The 17,075-nt window shown below is 63.8% G+C and carries 14 protein-coding genes; 8 read left to right on the forward strand and 6 right to left on the reverse strand.

Features of this window, described 5'->3' with window-relative positions:
* Positions 1–34 precede the first annotated feature (34 nt).
* From QZ497_RS02905 to QZ497_RS02925, 5 genes are all read right to left on the reverse strand, one after another.
* On the reverse strand, positions 35–1,033 hold the full coding sequence (locus QZ497_RS02905; protein WP_295470881.1) for an ABC transporter substrate-binding protein: 999 nt from the start codon (positions 1,031–1,033) through the stop codon (positions 35–37).
* A gap of 129 nt (positions 1,034–1,162) precedes the next feature.
* Positions 1,163–1,930 (reverse strand): ABC transporter permease, encoded by a 768-nt coding sequence (locus QZ497_RS02910; RefSeq protein WP_295470882.1) that lies wholly within the window; start codon positions 1,928–1,930, stop codon positions 1,163–1,165.
* Positions 1,931–1,956: 26 nt separating this feature from the next.
* Positions 1,957–2,715 (reverse strand): ABC transporter ATP-binding protein, encoded by a 759-nt coding sequence (locus QZ497_RS02915; protein WP_295471556.1) that lies wholly within the window; start codon positions 2,713–2,715, stop codon positions 1,957–1,959.
* 262 nt (positions 2,716–2,977) lie between these two features.
* Positions 2,978–5,068 (reverse strand): acetate--CoA ligase family protein, encoded by a 2,091-nt coding sequence (locus QZ497_RS02920; protein WP_295470884.1) that lies wholly within the window; start codon positions 5,066–5,068, stop codon positions 2,978–2,980.
* A 3-nt stretch (positions 5,069–5,071) separates the two neighbouring features.
* A complete protein-coding gene (locus QZ497_RS02925) occupies positions 5,072–5,878 on the reverse strand; it encodes an enoyl-CoA hydratase/isomerase family protein (protein ID WP_295470886.1) in 807 nt (268 codons plus the stop codon).
* Positions 5,879–5,960: 82 nt separating this feature from the next.
* Between QZ497_RS02925 and QZ497_RS02930 the strand changes: the two genes are divergently transcribed.
* Positions 5,961–6,797: an IclR family transcriptional regulator gene (locus tag QZ497_RS02930; protein WP_295470887.1), complete on the forward strand. Its 837-nt coding sequence runs from the start codon at positions 5,961–5,963 to the stop codon at positions 6,795–6,797.
* Positions 6,798–6,863: 66 nt separating this feature from the next.
* Here the strand turns inward: QZ497_RS02930 and QZ497_RS02935 are convergent, their stop codons facing one another.
* Positions 6,864–7,589: a TetR/AcrR family transcriptional regulator gene (locus QZ497_RS02935; protein ID WP_295470889.1), complete on the reverse strand. Its 726-nt coding sequence runs from the start codon at positions 7,587–7,589 to the stop codon at positions 6,864–6,866.
* A gap of 501 nt (positions 7,590–8,090) precedes the next feature.
* On the opposite strand from QZ497_RS02935, the gene QZ497_RS02940 reads away from it, so the two are divergent.
* From QZ497_RS02940 to QZ497_RS02970, 7 genes are all read left to right on the forward strand, one after another.
* Positions 8,091–10,127, forward strand: a complete 2,037-nt coding sequence (locus QZ497_RS02940) for an NADH:flavin oxidoreductase (RefSeq protein WP_295470890.1) — start codon at positions 8,091–8,093, stop codon at positions 10,125–10,127.
* A 93-nt stretch (positions 10,128–10,220) separates the two neighbouring features.
* On the forward strand, positions 10,221–11,528 hold the full coding sequence (locus QZ497_RS02945; protein WP_295470891.1) for a Xaa-Pro peptidase family protein: 1,308 nt from the start codon (positions 10,221–10,223) through the stop codon (positions 11,526–11,528).
* A gap of 34 nt (positions 11,529–11,562) precedes the next feature.
* Positions 11,563–12,360, forward strand: coding sequence for an amino acid ABC transporter ATP-binding protein (locus tag QZ497_RS02950; protein ID WP_295471557.1), 798 nt, complete (start codon positions 11,563–11,565; stop codon positions 12,358–12,360).
* Positions 12,360–13,001, forward strand: coding sequence for an amino acid ABC transporter permease (locus tag QZ497_RS02955; protein WP_295470893.1), 642 nt, complete (start codon positions 12,360–12,362; stop codon positions 12,999–13,001). Before QZ497_RS02950 ends, QZ497_RS02955 begins: the two co-directional genes overlap by 1 nt.
* Positions 12,998–13,657, forward strand: a complete 660-nt coding sequence (locus tag QZ497_RS02960) for an amino acid ABC transporter permease (RefSeq protein WP_295470895.1) — start codon at positions 12,998–13,000, stop codon at positions 13,655–13,657. Before QZ497_RS02955 ends, QZ497_RS02960 begins: the two co-directional genes overlap by 4 nt.
* 38 nt (positions 13,658–13,695) lie before the next feature.
* Entirely contained in the window at positions 13,696–14,529 is an 834-nt protein-coding gene (locus tag QZ497_RS02965) for an ABC transporter substrate-binding protein (RefSeq protein WP_295470897.1), read from the forward strand.
* A 371-nt stretch (positions 14,530–14,900) separates the two neighbouring features.
* The gene (locus QZ497_RS02970) at positions 14,901–17,039 is read left to right on the forward strand and encodes a methyl-accepting chemotaxis protein (RefSeq protein ID WP_295470898.1); all 2,139 of its coding nucleotides are present in this window, start codon (positions 14,901–14,903) and stop codon (positions 17,037–17,039) included.
* Positions 17,040–17,075 lie beyond the last annotated feature (36 nt).

Below are 17,075 nucleotides of genomic sequence, written 5' to 3' on the forward strand. Positions count from 1 at the left end.
CGGCGGGTGCCGAGGCCACTGCACGTCAGCGGCGTTAACGCATCTGGGTCAGGTAGTCCGCCGCGCTGCCGGGGATGGTTTCGTTCTGGATGGCGCCGAGGAACCTGATGGCGCGCTCCACTTCTGCGTCGCTCAGGTAGGGCGTCTTGGGGAACGACTTGCGGTTGTTCTGCCAGGCGGCGGCATAGACTTGATCATTGACCCCCTCGAAGCGTTTGCGCACATCCTTCATCGCCCGCTCGGGTTCCTCGTTGATGCGCTGGGTGGCGTCATTCAGGGCGGCGAGAAATGCCTTCACCGTCGCGGGGTTCTCTTGCGCCCACTGGCGACGGGCACTCAGGGCGATCGACGGATAGCCGTCCAGCTCAGGCACCATGCCTTCGGACATGTCCAGCAGGGTGAAGCCCTTCTGTTCGAGCACGGCGCTGTCGGAGGCTGGCGAAGACAGGGCGAACCCGTCGATCTTGTTCTGCGCGAAAGCGGCCAGCATCGCCGCACCGTTGTTCAGGTACAGCAGGGTGAAGTCCTTCTCGGCGTCGAGCCTGGCCTGCTGGCCAAGGAAGCGCACCAGGAAATCGGCGCTGCCGCCGGTGCCACTGACCGCCAGGCGCAAGCCCTTGAACGCGGCAAGACGCTGCTCGACGGTAGAACTCGCATTGAGCCCCAGGCGGTCGGCGAGTTCCTGGTGGATGACCACGTTGCTGGCGTACTGGCCGACCATGCGCCCCAACAGGGTGATGTCGGCGCCCTTGACCTTGGCGTTGATCGCGTTCTGGATCGCGCAGGAGCAGAACTCCACCGAGCGACTGGCCAGACCGGACGCGGCCGCGCCACCGCCCTTGAACTTGACCAGTTCGACATCCAGGCCGTGCTTTTTGAACAACCCGCCATCCAGGGCCACGAACAAGGGCATATGCACGAAGCCCTCGGTGCCCAGGGCGACCTTCACCTGCTCGGCGGCCTGGGCATACAGGCTGGCGGCGCCCACGGCCACGCTCAGGCCCAGTGCGCAGATCATACGTTTCATCGACATGACGTTTACCTCTGTTCTTGTTGTTGTACCGGGTGGGCCTGTGAGGACTCTGAGGGGCGGTTTCAAGCGCCGGATTGCTGCGGCTAAAGCCCCGCCATTCACAGACAGCCAAAGCGCACAGCGTCGGACCTAGACCGACAGCTCACGCTCTTCCTGATCCTTCTTCCAGGGCATCAGCGACTCTTCCAGCTTGCGCACGGCGGCCTGAAGGATCAGCGCCAGGGCAATGATCGCGATCAACGCGGCGAACACGCCGGCGGTGTCCAACTGGCCAGCGGCGTCCTGCAGCAGGTAGCCCAGGCCCCGGTTGGCAGCCATGATCTCGCCGACGATGGCGCCGATCAGCGCATAGGGCACCGAGAGTTTCAGGCCGGTGAACACCCACTGGATGGCCGATGGCAGCACCACCTTGGTGATCAGGTGATGTTCCTTGGCGCCCATCAGGCGCAGGATCTCCAATTGCTCGCGCTCCACGGCACGTACGCCGCTGTAGGTGTTGAGGAACACCAGGAAGAACACGATGGTGGCGGTGAGGATGATCTTCATCTCGATGCCGATGCCGAACCACATGATGAACAACGGCGCCAGGGCCACCTTGGGCAGGCTGTAGATGGACACCAGGATCGGGTCGAGCAGCTTGGCCAGCAGCTCGTTACGGCCAAGGATCAGGCCCACGGTGATGCCCGCGCAGGCCCCGAAGAAGAAGCCCACCAGGGTTTCCACGACGGTGATCCAGCCGTGCGAGAACAGCCGCCCGCTGGCCACCAGGTCGATGAAGCGGCCCCCGATTTCCAGCGGCGAGCTGACGAAGAACGGGTCGATCAGCGGTCCGGAAGCGAACTGCCAGGACAGAAAGATCACCGCGAAGATGGCCATGCGGCCGAGAAAGATTTTCATGTTCGAGACTCTCCGTGATGCGCGGTTCAGGCGTCGTGGGCCGGGGTGATGAATTCCCAGAGGTCCGCGCACAGCTCGTGGTAACGCGGGTCTTTGCGCAGCTGCAGAATGTTGCGCTCATCGCCCAGGGGGATTTCGACGTCGCGCACGATGGTGCCGGGGCGACCGGAAAAGATCAGGCAACGGTCACCCAAGGCCACGGCCTCGTCCAGGTCGTGGGTGACGAACAGCACGGTCTTGTTCAACTGCCGGCTGAGCTTGAACAACTCGGTCTGCATGCGCATGCGCAATTGCGCGTCCAGGGCCGCGAAGGGTTCGTCCATCAACAGGGTTTCCGGGTCATAGGCCAGCAGCCGGGCCAGGGCGGCGCGCTTGCGCATGCCACCGGAGAGCTGGCTGGGATAGGACCTTTCATGGCCATCGAGGCCGACCAGGGTCAGCAGCTCACGAATACGCGCCTGGCGCTGGGCCTTGGGCACGCCCTGAATTTCCAGCGGCACGGCGATGTTGCCGGCCACTTCGCGCCAGGGCAGCAGGTGATCGCTCTGGGTCATGTAGCCGGTACGGCCATTGATGCCCTGCACCGCCTCGCCGCGATACAGCACTTGCCCGGTGGTGGGCGCGAACAGCCCAGCGACCATATTCAGCAAGGTCGACTTGCCGCAACCGGACGGGCCGATGATGGTCACCACCTGGCCCTGGCGGATATCGACGTTGATGTTGTGCGAGGCCTGCTTGGCGACGCCCTTGACAGTGAATGACTTGGACACGTCGTGGAAGGAAATGACCGTAGGCTGCGTGGCCTTGGCCCTTGAAGGTTCGGCACCCGAAGCAAGCGAGGCGGTGCTACGCACAGGTGGCACGCCACTCGAGACATCCGTGCCTGCAGAAGAGGGAGTCGAGAGAAGCTGCCGCGCAGCGGCGGATACTGGAGTGTTCATAGCGACCTGCTTATTTTTATGAGTCGGAAATGAAGCTTCTTTGATTATGCAAAGCGAAAATCGAGGGTCAAAGCGGCTGTTCCATCTGTTGGAACAGCCGCTTTTTTCAGGCCAGGACCGTCAAGCCATCGAGGGCGATCACCCCGTTGCCGACCGGGCGTACCAGCAGCGGGTTGATCTCCGCTTCAAGCAAACGCTCACCCAGGCGCATGGCCATGTCCGAGAACGCCACGATGCACCGCGCGGCAGCCTCGACATCGGCCTTCGGCAGGCCACGGAAGCCATCCAGCAGCGGGAAGGTCTTCAGTTCGCCGAGCATCTGCCGGGCCTGCGCCAGGCTGACCGGCAGCAAGCGCAGGGTGGTGTCCTGGAACAGCTCGGCAGTCACTCCACCGGTGCCCAGCAACAGCGCCGGGCCCAACTGCGGGTCGCGATGGAAACCGAGGATCAGTTCATGGCCGCCGCAGGCCATTTCCTGCACGAGAAAGGTTTCCGGCGTGAAGCCGACATGCCCTGCCACCTCGTCGCGCATCTGCTCCAGGCGCACGGCGATGTGCTCTGGCGTCAGGTGCAAGGCGACGCCGCCGACCTCGCTCTTGTGCGCGATGCGTTCGGACAGCACCTTCAGCGCGACCCGCCCGCCCAGCTCGCTGGCGGCCTGCCTGGCCTGTTCGCCGGTACTGACGATGCGCTCGCGGGTCACCGGAATACCGAAACCGGCGTACAGCCGCTTGCTGCGCGCCTCGTCCAAGGCTCCATCCGGCAATTCCAGTTGCAGATCCAGCGCCTGTTTCAGAGGCGCCGCAGCGTCGGTCGTGGCTTCGCCAGGGGTGGGCTCATCGCTCGGCATCAGCGCCTTGAGCGCGCTGGCACAACTTTCCGGGGCAGTGAACGCCACTCCGCCACAGCTGTTGATACGCAGCGCGGCGACCGGCGCGTGGGGGCTGATGTACGCCAGCACCGGCTTGTCGGTGCCAGGCAGGCTGTCGCGTATCGCATCGGCCATCAGGTGCGGCTGGGCCACCCCGGACGAGCCGACCACACTGACCACCGCGTCGAAGTCCGGGCTGTCCAGCAGAATGCGGATAGCACTGCGCATCAGCTCCGGCTGCAGGCCGGCCAGCGTCAGGTCGATAGGATTACGGTCCAGTACCGCCTGTTCGCCGATGTCCAGGGCCCGCAGGCGCGCCGCCGTTCGCTCGCCAGGGGGCGGGGTCTCGAAACCGTTGACGCCGAGGCTGTCGGCGATCAGCGTGCCAGCTCCGCCGGTCGAGGTCAGGATCGCCACGCGCTGGCCGTGCATGACCCGGCCGCTGGCCAGGGCAAAAGGGATGTCCAACAGGTCGGCAAAGGTCTCGGCGCGAATCACCCCCAGTTGGCGGAAGTAGGCCGAATACAGTGCGTCGGAGCCGGCCAGCGCACCGGTATGGGAATTGGCGGCATGCGCGCCGGCCTCGGAGCGCCCGACCTTGAACACCACCACCGGCTTGCCTGCCGCCCGTGCCTTGCGCGCGGCCCGGGTGAATTTTTCGCTGTCGCGCAGCCCTTCTATATACAGGGCGATGACCGAGGTTGCCGGGTCGTCGGCCAGGTAATCGACGAAATCAGCAACGTCCAGGTCCACTTCGTTACTGGTGGAAATCAGCTTGGAAAAACCGATGCCGGCCGCGACGCCACGCGACAACAGCGCGCCAAGAATGCCACCGCTCTGCGACACCACCGCGATGCGCCCGGCCAGCAACTGATCCATGTCCAGCGCACCACTGGCCGACAGCGTGATGCGCTCGGTGAGGTTGACCAGCCCGATGGTGTTGGGGCCGAGGATGCGCATGCTGCCCTGCGCGGCTTTCAGTTGTTCCTGGCGCAGCGCGCCGCTGGCACCGGTTTCACCATAACCACCGGCCAGTACGATGGCCGCCGCACAACCGCGCTCGGCCAGTTCGGCGACCGCCTGGTTGGCGCGTTCTGGGCCGAGCAGGATGATGGCTACATCGGGGACTTCCGGCAGTGCAGCAATCGAGGGGTAGCAGGTCAGCCCATCGATTTCTTCGTAACGCGGATTGACCGGGTAAAGGCGCCCGGCAAACCCGTGCTTGCGCAAGAAAGCAATGGGCCGGCCAGCGGTCTTGCGAGCGTCGCCGGAAGCGCCGATCACGGCAACGCTGGTAGGGCTGAGAAGACGTGCGATGGCATTCATGGCTCAGCTCCGTTCGGCCTTGCGGGCCAGGAAGGCGGCGACCGACTCCTGATGTTCGCTGGAGGTGTAGCAGATACCCTGCGCCTGGCTGCCCATGGCGAAGATCTGGCTTTGGGTGAGTTCGAAGCTGTTATTGATGATCGATTTGCTCAGCGCCAGCGCGGTGGCCGAGCCGCCGGACAGCTGCAAGGCCCAGTCCTGCGCGGCGGGTAACAGGCTGTCATGAGCCACGATCCGGTCGATCATGCCAATCTGCAAGGCTTCGGCCGGCGTGACGCTGCGGCCACTGAAGATCAGCTCCTTGGCCTTGCTCAAGCCGACGCGCCGCGGCAGGAAATATAACCCTCCGCCGTCCGGGATCAGGCCACGGGCGATGTAGCTCATGGCCAGCGAGGCCTGCTCGGAGGCGATGATGAAATCGCAGCTCAAGGCCATGTCGCAGCCCAGCCCGGTCGCCGCGCCGTTGACGGCGGCAATGGTTGGCTTGGGCAGGTTATGCAACAGGGAAACCGCCTGGTGCACCCGCTGTTGGCGCTTCCAGCCGTTAAAGGCCACGGAGCCGGCGGGCGCGCTCATCCGTGCCTGCATGCCCTTGATGTCGCCGCCAGCGCAGAAACCCTTGCCGCTACCGGTGACGATCAGCGCCTTGATGCTGGCATCGGCGGCGACGCGTTCGAGGTGTTCGATCAACAGGCTGCGCATGTCATCGCTGATGGCATTGCGCGCTTCGGGACGATTCAGGGTCAGGGTGGCGATGCCCTGATTGACGCTCAGGTCGATGGGGGCCACCAATTGCTCGGAACGGGTCATGCGCTGCCTCTCTTATTATTGGGTTGATGAAGCGCCCGGCGATGCGCCAAGCTTGAAATCAGTCTTAGCGAGAGAGGTGTCGATGACAACGCGAGCATTCCACCTGCTGGAACGCAGTGATGAAGGTGAGGCGTGCGCGTCCCTGCCCGGCCAAGGCAAGGCACCGCCGAACCGTTCTCTGGAGCGTGGCCTGGACCTGCTGCGCGCCTTCCGTCCCGGCACCGCACAACTCACCAATGGCGACCTGAGCGAACTGACCGGACTGTCCAAATCCACCGTCAGTAGGCTGACACAGACCCTGGTACGCTCGGGTTTTCTCGATTACGACCCGGTTGCTGGCGGCTACCGCCTGGCCCCCACGCTGCTGGGCCTGGCGCATTCGATGTACCACAGCAGCCCTCTGTTGCAGGTCGCCATACCGTTGATGGCGCAGGTGGCCCGCGAACACCAGGTGAACGTGAGCCTCGCCGCCGCCGACGGCGATGAGATGATCTACCTGGAGTCGATCCGCTTCAGCCGCCGCAAATCGCCACGCAACGTGCTGGCTGGCCAGCGCATTCCAATGGACATCACCTCGCTGGGCAGGGCCTATCTGTCGACCCTAGCCCCGGCACAGCGTCAACCACTGCTGGCGCTTTTCAGGTCGCGGCGCTGCCAGACGCGGGCCGATCAGTTGATCCTGGAAATCGAGGAGGCCATCGCACAGGTGCACAACAGCGGTTATTGCGTGGCCGCCTGGCAGCCGGAGGTACTGGCCATCGCCACCCCGCTCGGCAACCCGGCGTACGCCAGCCATGCCCTGAACATCAGCCTGGCGACGGGGGAAGCTTCGCAAGTCATCGTAGAGCGCTACGGGCCGGTGCTGCTGGAGCTGGCTGAGGCAATACGGCTTGATCTGGCAACGGCAGGTGCCGAATAGACCGGCAGTCGTGATCGGCCAGGTCACGGCGCGCTCAAAGCATCGAAGTCCCAGACCGGCGAGGTTTCAGCGGTTGTCGGCCTTTTCAGCCGCCTGGCTCGTCGTGCCCTCGAAGGTCGAGGCCAGCGGCACGAACACGCCGGGCTCACTCTCTGCGTAGCCAAACATGCCAAAGAAACGATCCAGTTCGCGGCGCTTGGGAGCCTTGCCGGTGAAGATTCTCGTGTAGTGCGGAATACGCCGAAAACGCTCGATCAACCCCTCAGAGGTGTTCATCGAGATATAGCCAATCTGCGTCAGGTACAGGGTGCGTGCCCGTGCATCCGCAGCATGGGTGTCGAAGCAGAAACGCTTGAACATGCTGGACAGCGCCGCAATGCGCACTTCATCGGCCGCGGCGATTTCCTGCGCCACATCCGCCGATTGCAGCGCCCAGCTGCGGACGGCGAATTCGAACTGCGAGTCAAACAGGTCGTTGTTCAACCAGCAGAGAAAGACATTGAGGATGGCTTCGGAAATGCTTTCCGCGTAGCTTTCGCACTGTTTGACCAGGCTGCCGGTGTTCTTCTCGCGCCAGCGCTCCAGCAGCGCGGCCAACAACTGCTCGCGGTCTTCGAAGAACCAGTAGAAGCTGGTCCGCGACAGCTTCAGTCGTTTGGCCAACGGCATGACCTTGACCGCATCGATGCCGGACTCCTTCAGGGTTTCATAGGCAGCTTCCAGCCAACCTTCTGCCGAACCCCGCCAGCCGCTTTCAGAGTCCTTGTTACGTGTTTTGCTTACCTGCGCCATAGCGGCTCAACTCGAATCAACATGACGCGCCAAATGTACAGTCACGGTTTTTTTATGTACATAGGTGTTAGATAAACTGCCCGCCCCCGGGCAAGGCATAGGGTGATACGCCGCAGAGCGCCACATTATTGAGCGCTGCCCTAGATCGTCCCCGGTAACGGCGGCTGGCGTCAGGAGGGCTGCGGCTTCCCGATAACGCCCTGTCGCCTCGCTTGCGCCCGCCTTCGTTTCCGCGATCGCCCACGTTTCGCTCGCCTAATCCGACTCGCAAAGCCTCCACGAACGGGATTCAGCACATCCAGCCAACGGCTGGGTGGGCCGGCCTGCTCGCGACTGCGCATGGGTCCGATTGCCGTTCCAGCACGCACACTTGTGGGGCACGACCTGGGCTCGCGGCAGCACCCCGCCGGAGCAAAATGTTCATATGCATCTCTTTAGTTGACACATGTGTACAGATGCTTCTAATTTATCTCCACCTGATGAGCGCTGGTGGAGCCGGTCATGAAAAACGATCCCTTGCTGCAGCCGTATCAACTCAAGCACCTGACACTGCGCAACCGCGTCATCATCACCTCACACGAACCGGCCTACCCCGAAGACGGCATGCCCAAGCAGCTTTACCGCGCCTATCATGTGGAACGCGCCAAGGCCGGGGTGGCCATGACCATGACGGCGGGTTCCGCCGCCATCTCGCGCGACAGCCCGCCAGTGTTCAACAACGTGCTGGCCTACAAGGACGAGGTGGTCGGCTGGCTCAAGGAACTCACCGACGAATGCCATGAACACGGCGCGGCGGTAATGATCCAGCTCACCCACCTGGGTCGGCGTACCCGTTGGGACAAGGGCGACTGGCTGCCGGTGGTGTCCTCCTCGCACAATCGCGAACCGGCTCATCGGGCCTTTCCCAAACGCCTGGAAAGCTGGGATATCGAACGTATCGTCAAGGATTACGCCGATGCCGCAGAACGCATGGTGGCCGCTGGCATGGACGGCATCGAACTGCAGGCCTACGGGCACTTGATGGATCAGTTCTGGTCGCCGCTGACCAATGATCTGCAGGAGCCCTACGGCGGCTCGTTGCGCAACCGCCTGAACTTTACCTTCGAGGTACTCAAGGCCATTCGTGCCCGAGTGGGTGAGCGCTTCATCATCGGCATGCGCTATACCGCCGACGAGGTCGCCAAGGGTGGCCTGACCAAGGAAGAAGGCCTGACCATCACTCAGTTGCTCAAGGACAGCGGGATGATCGACTTCCTCAACGTCATCCGCGGCAACATCGCCACCGACGCAGCCCTGACCGACATCATTCCGGTACAGGGCATGCGCAATGCACCGCACTTGGACTTCGCCGGCGAGATCCGCTCGCTGACCGGTTTCCCGACCTTCCATGCGGCCAAGATCCCGGACGTCGCCACCGCCCGCCACGCGATTGCCGCCGGCCTGGTGGACATGGTCGGCATGACCCGCGCGCACATGACCGATCCGCACCTGGTGCGCAAACTGATCGAAGGCCGCGAAGACGACATTCGTCCCTGCGTGGGCGCCAACTACTGCCTGGACCGTATCTACAACGCTGGTGCCGCCTACTGCATCCACAACGCTGCCACCGGGCGCGAAACCACCATGCCCCACGACATTCCCAAGTCCGCCACCCCGCGCAAGGTGGTGGTAGTGGGCGCCGGGCCCGGTGGCCTGGAGGCCGCCCGGGTGGCTGGCGAGCGCGGCCACCAGGTGGTGGTGCTGGAGCTGGCCGAGCAGGCCGGCGGCCAGGTTCGCCTCACCGCCCGCTCGGAGCGGCGCCGGGAAATGCAAAGCATCATCGACTGGCGCCTGGCGCAATGCGCGCGGCTCGGCGTGCGCATGCACTTCAACACCTGGGCGGATGCCGAGCGAATTCAGGCCGAAGAACCCGACGTGGTGATCATCGCCACCGGCGGCCTGCCGCACACCGAGGTGCTTGAACGCGGTAACGACCTGGTGGTGTCCAGCTGGGACATCATCGCCGGCGACATCAAGCCGGGGCGCAATGTGCTGATCTACGACGATGCAGGTGATCACGCCGGGTTGCAGGCCGCCGAATTCATCGCCCGCAGCGGTGCGCGTACCGAGATCATGACCCCAGACCGCAGCTTCGCCCCTGAAGTGATGGGCATGAACCTGGTGCCCTACATGCGTTCGCTACAGGGTCTGGACACCCATTTCACCGTCACCTACCGGCTGCGTGCCGTGGAGCGCGACGGCGACCGACTCAAGGCCATCGTCGGCACCGACTACAGCGAACTGGAGAAGGTCTTCCACTATGACCAGGTGGTGGTCAACCACGGCACCCGGCCACTGGATGACCTCTATTTCGAGCTCAAGCCGCTGGCCAGCAACGAGGGCCAGGTCGAATACCAGGACCTCATCGTCGGCCGGCCGCAGCAGGTCGTCACCAACCCGGCAGGTCACTTCCAGCTGTTTCGCATCGGCGATGCGGTCTCGTCGCGCAACACCCACGCCGCCATCTACGACGCGTTGCGCCTGATGAAGGACCTATAAGAACACGCGCCCCCCAGACGGGGCGCTTGCAACGCCTTTGCAGACTGCCTCTTCGATGGATGACAAGAAAAATACACGTCAGACGAGGTTTACATGAGCTATCCAGAGCCCCTCCCCGGCTTCGATCCGGCCGTCGATGCCCGTCTTGGCTTCCGCCAGGACGCCAGCGTCAGCGAACACCAACTTGCTCCGCTCGACGCCGAGCTGCTGCGTGCCCACGCGTCCATCGACCGTCGTGCCTTGCGTCGCTATCGACTGGAGCGTATTCGCGAGCAGCTGGTCGCCCATGACTATGCCGGTGCGCTGTTGGCCGACCCGATCAACATCCGCTACGCCACCGACACCAATAACCTGGGGCTATGGGTCATGCACTCCCCCAGCCGCTATGTGCTGGTGACCACCAGCGGGCCGGTCATTCTGTTCGACTTCAGCAGCAGCAAGCACAACAGCGAGCACATCGAGACCCTCGACGAGATTCGCCCGGCAACGCCTTGGCTGTACTTCCTGGCCGGGCCCAGGGTCGAGGAAAAGGCCACTTGCTGGGCCCGGGAGGTCGCCGACCTGGTACGGCAATACGGCGGTGGCAACCGGCGCCTGGCAGTGGACCGCTGCGACCCCTGGGGCGCCGTCAGGCTGGTGGACCTGGGCGTGGCCCTGCACGATGCCCAACCGCTGATGGAACAGGCACGGCTGATCAAATCCAGCGAAGAACTGGCCAGCCACCGCGTGTCGATGGACGTCTGCGACCTGGCCATCGCGCGGATGCGCGCCAGCCTGAAACCCGGCATCACCGAGAACCAACTGTGGAGCATTCTGCACGGCACCAACGTCGCGCATGGCGGCGAATGGGCCGAAAGCCGTCTGCTCAGCTCTGGGCAGCGCACCAATCCATGGTTTCAGGACGCTACCGACAAGCCGATCGCGGCCGGGGAAATGGTCTGCTTCGATACCGACATGGTGGGCCCCGGTGGCTACCTGTCGGACATCTCACGCAGCTTCGTGTGCCCCGGCCAGGCGCCCACAGCTCGCCAGCGCGACCTGCTGCAGACCGCTGCCGAGCAACTGACGCAGAACATCAACCTGCTGCGTCCCGGCCTGGGTTTCCGGGAGTTCGCCGAGCGCTGCTGGCCGGTGCCGGAGAAGTACCAGCACAACCGCTACATGATGATGCTGCATGGCGTCGGCCTCGTGGACGAGTACCCCAGTGTGGCCTACGCCAACGACTTCCCGGACTGGGGCTATGACGGCACCTTCGCGCAGAACATGGTGGTCTCGGTCGAGAGTTTCATCGGCGAACAAGGCGGCCCCGAAGGCGTGAAGCTGGAGGAACAAGTGGTGATTACGGCGGCCGGCGCGGTGAAGTTATCGCGCACGCCGTTGCTGGATCCCGACCTGAACTGATAGCCGTGTCTGCGAGGATCGCGTAATGAGCCAGATGAATATTGCCAGCCCCTGCGTATCGTCATTGCAGGACGCGCCCCGACCATGCCCGACATTCCTGCGCCTGGACGGCATCGGTAAACGCTTCGGCCCTTATGAAGTCCTGCATGACGTCTGCCTGGAAATGGCCAAGGGCGAAGTGCTGGCCATCATCGGCCCCAGCGGCTCGGGCAAGAGCACCCTGCTGCGCTGCATCAACCATCTGGAGCCCCCCACCTGCGGTACGGTAACGCTGGAAGGCCTGAGCCTGAAGGGCGGCCGCGTTTCGCGCCAAGAGTTGCTGGCCCTGCGTCGGCGCATCGGCATGGTGTTTCAATCCTTCAACCTGTTTCCGCACATGACCGTGCTGCAGAACGTCAGCCTGGCCCAGGTGCGCAGCCTGGGTCGCAGTCGCCAGGAGGCCGAACGTCGCTCGATGGAACTGCTTGATCGCGTGGGTCTGGCAACCAAGGCCAAGGCCTATCCCAGCCAGTGCTCCGGCGGTCAGCAACAGCGCGTGGCGATTGCCAGGGCACTGGCACTGGACCCGGAGCTGATGCTGTTCGACGAACCCACCTCGGCGCTGGACCCGGAACTGGGTGTCGAGGTCCTCAATGTGATGAAGGAGCTGGCCCAGGAAGGCATGTCGATGATCATGGTCACCCATGAGATGCACTTCGCCGAGACCATCTCCGACCGGGTGGTAGTGATGGCCGAAGGTCGCATCATCGAACAGGGACCTAGCGCCCTGGTGATGCGTAACCCGCAGCATGAGCGGGTCAAGCGCTTCCTGGCCGCCGTGAGGAATCGCTGATGAGCGCCATCCTGCTCGCCCTGCTGCAGGGCATCCCCTGGACGCTCGCGGTGACCGCCGTCGCCTTCGCCATCGGCCTGGTTCTGGGCCTGCCGCTGTGTGGCCTGCGTGTGTGCCGGGTCAAAGCCGTGCGCCTGCTGGCCTTTGCGGTGATCCTTACCCTGCGGGCCATCCCGCCCATCGTGTGGCTGTTCCTGATCTTCTTCGGCCTGGGCAACGACTGGCTGAGCCTGTCGCCGTTCACGGCGGCGAGCATAGGCCTGGGGCTGATTACTGCCGCGCACATGGCCGAGGTCTATCGCGGCGCCCTGGCGGGCAGTCCCGCAGGCCAGTACGAGGCAGCGCTGGTCCTCAACCTCAGCACTCGGCAGCGCTTCTTCGACGTGGTCCTGCCGCAACTGGTGCGCATCGCCATTCCGGCCGCCGCCACCTACGCCATCGGCCTGCTCAAGGATTCGGCCATCGCTTCGACGCTGGGCGTCTTCGACATCAGCGCCGCCGCCTACCAACAGACCCAGCAGACCTTCCAGGGCCTGCCGGTGTACAGCCTGGCGGCACTGCTGTACATCGCTTTGAGCGTCCCCGTGGCGCTGCTCGCCCGGCGCGTGGGTGACCGCCTGAGCCGGAGGATCCAGCGATGATCGAACTGTTCTCCAACTGGGCCGGGTGGTTCCCGGACCTATGGCACGGGCTGCTGCTGTCGCTGCAGGTCACCGGCCTGGCATTGCTCATCGGCATCCCCCTGGGGCTGCTGTTCGCCGTAGGCGTATCCAGCCGCGTGCTACCGCTGCGCTGGCTGACCCTCTTCGTCGTGGAGCTGGGTCGCGGAGCGCCGGCGCTGATCCTGCTGCAGTATTTCTACTTTGGACTGCCGTCCGTGCACATCACCCTGAGCGCCTACAGCGCTGCGGCTCTGGCCCTGGCCTACTGCACCGGGGCCTACACCAGCGAGATCCTGCGCGGCGGCATCGAGGCGGTGGCCCCCGGCCAACGTGAAGCGGCCGACGTCATCGGTCTCAACGCTGTGGATGCCATGCGCTTCGTCATCCTGCCCCAGGCGTTGCGCATTGCCATTCCGGCGCTGCTGGGTTTCTCCATCATGATTTTCCAGGCCTCGTCACTGTGCTTCACCATCGCCCTGCCGGAGCTGGTGAGCCGCGCGTCGATGATCGGCTCCAGCACCTTCCAATACATGCCCGTGCTGGTCTTGGCGGGCGTGATGTACGCCGCCCTGTGCATTCCCGCCGCCCTGCTGGTGGAGCACCTGGAGCGCCGACTGGCTCCCGAGCAAGCCTGAACTTCGCTACTGACGCTCATCACCCCGAGGACACCGCCATGACTGACGCCGCCACCTTGTTCAAGCACCTCACCCTCGCCGGCCTGCTGCTGTGCGCAGCCAGCAAGGCGCTGGCCGATTGCACGCCCGCGCATCACTTCGACACCCTGGAAAAAGGCGTGCTGAAGGTGGCGACCTACGTGTTTCCGCCCTATGCGATTCCCGGGCCGGATGCTCAGGTCGGCGGCGTGGAGGGCGACATCCTCAAGCGCTTCGCCGCCAAGGAGTGCCTGACCCTGCGCGCCAGTGTGGTGGATACCGCTGCGGTCGTGCAGTCGGTGATCACCCGGCGCGCCGATGTCGGCATCGGCGACTGGTACCGTACCGCCGAACGGGCCAAGGTCCTGGGCCTCAGTGCGCCGACCTTCCTCGACGTGATGGGCATCATTTCCAAGGACAATCTGAGCCGCATCGACCAGCTCGAAGGCAAGCGCGTGGGAACGGTGCAAGGTTACCTGTGGGTAGCCGACCTGAAGAAGGTGCTGGGTGACAACCTGGTGCTCTACCCCAACCCCGTCGCCATGGCCCAGGACCTGAGCTCGGGGCGCATCGATGTCGCCACCGACAGCTTCGCAGTGGCCAAGACCGCGCAGCAGAAAGGCGCCTATGCGGGAGCCAGCATCAATGTGGCGCAAGGCGACCCGCGGGTGAAGGCCTCGCAACAACCCGGCCAGGCCGCGATCCTGTTCTCCAAACAGAACGACGCGCTGGGCCAGGCGCTGTCGGCGCACATTCAGCAACTGCATGCAGACGGCGACATGCGCAAGATCGTCAGCAGCTACGGCCTGGATGAAAAGATCACCGAGGTCGGAGCACCTCGGCTGATCGACTGAGCGAGCCTGATACTGTCGAATCCATCGGCACCGCGCTCGCCTGGAAGGCACATCTTCAGCCGCGAAAGGCTTCCCGGCTGAAGTCGGTCTCACCCGTCATTCTTCGGCGCCGCTCTCGCCCTGCAGAGGCGCCTTCAGCCGCAGAGAGCTGCCGGCCTGAAACCTGCCGCTGCCCCTCCTCCACCGACGCTGCGTTTTGGCCGCCGGGACGGCCGATATCGCTGCTGTCAGGGAGGCGCCGTCTTCGACAACGACGTCCGTCCAGCGGCATTCCTTAAAGAAAGACTGGCCCAAGCCGATGCCCCCAAGAGCGTGAAAGATCATCGACCATGCCTCGGGTCGACATCACAACACCCAACTGGAGCTTGCCCATGCGCACTGCCCTTTCCATCCGCTCCAAGATCACCCTGCTGTCCGGGCTGTGCCTGGTCATCGTGACAGGCCTGGTGGTTGGCATGGATATCTACCAGGGCGTGCAGAACAACCGCCTGATCAGTAGCTCCAGCAGCAAGATGCTGTCCGACGGTGTGGAACGGCTGCTGTCTGCCGAAACCGGCAACCAGGGCAAAAGCCTGCAGCAATACTTCGCCAAGAATCTGCAGGTCATCACTGCGCTTTCCGACCACGCCAAGAACCTGCAAGCCATGGCCGCACAGCGTGACCTGAGCGCGGCGACGCTGCGTGAAGAACTCAACAAGGAACTGAAGACCACCTTCGAGCGTAATACCGACGTACTGGGCATCTGGTTGGCCTATGAACCCAATGCCCTGGATGGCAAGGACAGCGAGTTCGTCGATGACATGGCCCGCGGCTCGAGTGAGTCGGGACGTTTTGCCAGCGCCTGGAACCGCGGCACAGGTCAGGACATGAACTTCCCCATCAGCGAAAGCGATATCTCAAAGACGGAACTCAGTATCAGCGGTGTGCCCTACAACAGCTGGTACACCTGCCCCCGCGATAGCAAGGCAGCCTGCCTGATGGCTCCTTACGCCGACACCCAAGGTGGCGTCGTCCAGTTGATGACTTCACTTTCCCAACCGGTGGTCGTAAACGGAAAAGTCGTCGCGGTGATTGGCGTGGACCTGAGCCTGGGCTCGTTGCAACAGGCCGCCAGCGATGCGCAGAAGAAGATCTTCGGGGGCGTCGGTCGAGTGCTGGTGGTGACGCCCAGCGGCATTCTGGCGGCCTACAGTGACGACGCCGCGCAGGTCGGCAAGAACGTCAAGGACGTTCTCGGCGCACAGAGCGAGCCGCTGCTCAACGGCCTGAAAGACCCGGCAGCGTCGATCCTCACCAGCGATGCCTCCATCCGTGCGGTCAGTGCCGTTGCGCCCATTCCCGGCGCGGCGCCATGGGGTGTGTCGATCGATCTGCCCAAGGCGGTGCTGATGGCCGACTCTGACAAGTTGCAGAGCCTGTTGGAGCAAGCCAAGACCGACAACACGATCAAATCTCTGGTGATCGCGTCCATCGCTGCGGCACTGGGCCTGCTGTTGATCTGGGCCACGGCGTCCGGGGTTACCCGGCCGATCAACGGTGTCGCCGAAATGCTCAAGGACATTGCCAGTGGTGACGGCGACCTGACGCAGCGCCTCAACTACCACAAGGCCGACGAGCTGGGAGAACTGGTCAAATGGTTCAACCGCTTTCTCGACAAGCTGCAGCCGACCATCGCGCAGATCAAGCAGATCACCTCCAATGCGCGCCAGACCGCCGATCAGTCGTCGAGCATCGCGCGGGAGACCAGCGAAGGCATGCAGATCCAGTTCAGGGAAATCGAGCAGGTGGCCGCCGCGTCCAACCAGATGAACGCCACCGCGCACGACGTTGCCAACAGCGCTTCGAATGCCACGCAAGCCGCCCGCAACGCGGACCAGGCCTCCCGACAAGGCATGTCGATCATCGAAAAAAGCAACCAGGACATTTCCAGCCTGGCCAGCGAAGTCAACAAGGCCGTAGCGGAAGTCTCGGCGCTGGAGCACAGCAGCCAGGAGGTCGGCCTGGTACTGGATGTGATTCGCAGTATTGCCGAGCAGACCAACCTGCTGGCCCTCAATGCCGCCATTGAAGCCGCACGTGCCGGTGAGAACGGCCGAGGCTTCGCGGTCGTCGCCGATGAAGTACGCAGCCTGGCCAAGCGCACCCAGGACTCGGTCGAAGAGATCCGCCTGGTCGTCGCGCGTATCCGCGAAGGCACCGCCAACGTGGTCGCGACCATGCATTCCAGCCAGTCCCAGGCCGAAACCAGTGCCAAGCGCATCCATGAAGCCTCGCATGCCCTCAACGAAATCAGCGCCGCGGTGACGGTCATCAATGACATGAACCTGCAGATTGCTAGTGCCGCAGAACAGCAGAGCGCGGTGGCCGAGGAAGTCGATCGCAACGTTTCGGCCATCCGCAGCGTGACCGAAAGCCTGACGGAGAAGGCCGACGACGCCGCGCAGATCAGCAGCCAGCTGAACGGCCTGGCCAATGATCAGTTGCGCCTAATGGATCAGTTCCGTGTTTAGATAGCGGCCAGGTGCAGTAGCCCTCCCGCGGCACCC

It is taken from the genome of uncultured Pseudomonas sp., assembly GCF_913777995.1.
Lineage (GTDB): Bacteria > Pseudomonadota > Gammaproteobacteria > Pseudomonadales > Pseudomonadaceae > Aquipseudomonas.

Excerpts from the sequence above, each read along its gene's own strand:
- QZ497_RS02925 (WP_295470886.1), bottom strand. The coding sequence starts at position 5,878 with ATGACCCGTTCCGAGCAATTGGTGGCCCCCATCGACCTGAGCGTCAAT.
- QZ497_RS02950 (WP_295471557.1), top strand. The coding sequence starts at position 11,563 with ATGAATATTGCCAGCCCCTGCGTATCGTCATTGCAGGACGCGCCCCGA.
- QZ497_RS02960 (WP_295470895.1), top strand. The coding sequence starts at position 12,998 with ATGATCGAACTGTTCTCCAACTGGGCCGGGTGGTTCCCGGACCTATGG.
- QZ497_RS02935 (WP_295470889.1), bottom strand. The coding sequence starts at position 7,589 with ATGGCGCAGGTAAGCAAAACACGTAACAAGGACTCTGAAAGCGGCTGG.
- QZ497_RS02905 (WP_295470881.1), bottom strand. The coding sequence starts at position 1,033 with ATGTCGATGAAACGTATGATCTGCGCACTGGGCCTGAGCGTGGCCGTG.
- QZ497_RS02910 (WP_295470882.1), bottom strand. The coding sequence starts at position 1,930 with ATGAAAATCTTTCTCGGCCGCATGGCCATCTTCGCGGTGATCTTTCTG.
- QZ497_RS02940 (WP_295470890.1), top strand. The coding sequence starts at position 8,091 with ATGAAAAACGATCCCTTGCTGCAGCCGTATCAACTCAAGCACCTGACA.
- QZ497_RS02965 (WP_295470897.1), top strand. The coding sequence starts at position 13,696 with ATGACTGACGCCGCCACCTTGTTCAAGCACCTCACCCTCGCCGGCCTG.
- QZ497_RS02970 (WP_295470898.1), top strand. The coding sequence starts at position 14,901 with ATGCGCACTGCCCTTTCCATCCGCTCCAAGATCACCCTGCTGTCCGGG.
- QZ497_RS02945 (WP_295470891.1), top strand. The coding sequence starts at position 10,221 with ATGAGCTATCCAGAGCCCCTCCCCGGCTTCGATCCGGCCGTCGATGCC.
- QZ497_RS02955 (WP_295470893.1), top strand. The coding sequence starts at position 12,360 with ATGAGCGCCATCCTGCTCGCCCTGCTGCAGGGCATCCCCTGGACGCTC.
- QZ497_RS02920 (WP_295470884.1), bottom strand. The coding sequence starts at position 5,068 with ATGAATGCCATCGCACGTCTTCTCAGCCCTACCAGCGTTGCCGTGATC.
- QZ497_RS02930 (WP_295470887.1), top strand. The coding sequence starts at position 5,961 with ATGACAACGCGAGCATTCCACCTGCTGGAACGCAGTGATGAAGGTGAG.